Annotated in this window: 1 protein-coding gene; it reads right to left on the bottom strand. The window is 44.6% G+C overall.

What is annotated here, in order from left to right:
- Positions 1-63 precede the first annotated feature (63 nt).
- Positions 64-2,205, bottom strand: coding sequence for a glycoside hydrolase family 3 C-terminal domain-containing protein (locus tag WEIDD23_RS03685; RefSeq protein ID WP_062358765.1), 2,142 nt, complete (start codon positions 2,203-2,205; stop codon positions 64-66).
- Positions 2,206-2,388: the final 183 nt, after the last annotated feature.

The raw sequence follows: 2,388 nt of genomic DNA, 5'->3' as shown, positions 1-2,388 counted from the left end.
GCACGCGTAAACCATTTTCTGATTCACGCGTGCTTTTATTGGATATTAGTCCCTTGTTATTTATCAATGTGTTGTCTGACTACCTGCCAGATTCAACTCAGTTTGCAAAGGTTGCACACCTGTCAGCGCAATCGATCGCGCATCTGGTTGGCTAACACCAACTGAAATCTCAAAACGATTACTATCAATAAAGTTATGCCCTTGCTCATCAAACACTTCGAAGTCCTGTGGACGTAAATCAAACGTAATCGTTTGCTTAGATCCCTTACCCAAAAAGACGCGTTTGAATCCCTTCAACTGGGCATTTGGCACAGCAAATTCTGATTCTAAGTCCTTCACATAGACTTGAACAACTTCATCCGTATCAAAATTACCCGTATTTTGAATTGTCACCGTTGCCGTTGCCGTCTCTTCATAAGACTTCACCTGCAAATCTGACAATTCAACTGACGAGTACGTCAAACCATAACCAAATGGATACAAGGCCTCCTCTGTCATATAACGGTATGTGCGTCCTGCCATATTGTAATCTTCAAAGGCTGGCAAATTATCTGTGTTCTTGTAGAACGTCACCGGCAACTTTCCTGATGGACTTACTGTACCAAACAAAACATCCGCAACTGCCAAACCACCTCGAGCACCTGGGTACCAAATTTGCATAATCGCTCGTAGGTTGGGGTGGTTCTCCAAGCCATCTAATTGCAATGATGAACCTGAAGCTAACAAAACTACTACAGGCTTACCAACAGCTAACAAACGTTCCAACAATTGTCGCTGGCGCCCTGGCAATGACAAGTTCGGCTTATCTCCAGCCCCTTGTGAGTTACCAGCATCCCCTTCTTCGCCTTCAATCGTTGAATCAAGCCCCAAGACTGCAACAATGACGTCTGAGTGTTCAGCAGCAATAATCGCTTCTGATTCACGTTCATCTGCCTTAGCCAACGGTTCAGCTGCATGGTCTTGGAACACCCCTGAGCCAATACTATAGTGGACCCGAACGTCATCGCCAAGTCGTTCCTGAATACCTTCCAAGATGGTATATGAACGTGATGGTGTCCCAAAGTAGTTACCTAGCAATGCGATTTCTGAATGCGCGTTTGGCCCAACAACTGCAATTGCTTCCATCGTTTCCTTGCGTAGTGGCAAAACGCCATCATTCTTCAACAACACAAATGACTTCTCAGCCGCAATTTCTGACAGATTATTGTGCGCCTTCGTGTCATTCGCCTCATACGGAATGGCATCGTACTCATTATCAGTTGCAAACATGCCTAGACGGACACGGGTTGCGTAAAGTGAAATAACCGCATTGGTAATTTCTTCTTCAGTCACCAAACCACGATTCAACGCCTCATGCAAAGATTGTTCGATATGACCGGCAACCAAGTTCAAACCTGCTTTGATGGCTAATCCCATCGTTTCAGCGGCATCCTTTGTGTACTTGTGGTTCTCATGCACATCTTCTGGGGCCATGTAATCTGAGACAACGTGACCTTCAAATGACCACTTATCATGCAAAATGTCCCGCAACAACATTTCACTAACTGACGCCGGCACGCCGTCAACTGCGTTATATGCCGTCATAATACTTTCGACATCGGCCTCTTCAACCGCTGCCTTGAAAGCTGGCAAGTACGTCTCATACAAGTCCTTGTCTGACACAACTGCATCAAAGCCGTGACGCAAACCTTCCGGACCTGAGTGGACCGCAAAGTGCTTTGCCGTCGCAGCCAGCTTCAAGTACTTAGCTTGCCCTTGCAACCCTTTGATAAAAGCCACACCAAACTTCGACGTTAAGAACGGATCTTCACCATATGTTTCATGTCCACGACCCCAACGTGGATCACGGAAAATATTGACGTTAGGCGACCAAAAAGTCATTCCCTTGTAGATGTCACGATCCTCGTGCTTCGTAAATTCGTTATACTTTGCACGTCCTTCTGTCCCAATCACATCGGCAATATCATTAATTAGCTGGTCATCAAAAGTTGCCGCAAGTCCAATTGCTTGTGGAAAAACCGTCGCAACGCCCGCTCGCGCCACACCGTGCAATGCTTCGTTCCAGTAGTTATATTCCGGAATATTCAATCGTTCAATTGCTGGTGCTTCATACTTAATTTGGCCAATTTTCTCATCAATCGTCATTTGGTCGACAATCACCTTGGCTTGGCGACGAGCTTCTTCGTGAGTGAGTTGCTGGGTCATATCATTCTCCTAAACATAAATCATTTCAAATAAATTAGTAGATAATCTTATTTGTTGACTGCCTTTCGTTTTTGAAAGCGTTTTCTTTTCAACACCATTATTTATATCATGGGTTATTTTTTTAGACAAACCCACTAAATGCTTACCAAATATGAAGAGAATAACAAACGATATGCAGATATC

This window comes from Weissella sp. DD23, from assembly GCF_001579105.1.
GTDB classification, from domain to species: domain Bacteria; phylum Bacillota; class Bacilli; order Lactobacillales; family Lactobacillaceae; genus Weissella; species Weissella cibaria.
The sequence above is the reverse complement of the archived record's forward strand: the minus strand, read 5'-3'. Positions and strand labels throughout refer to the sequence as shown.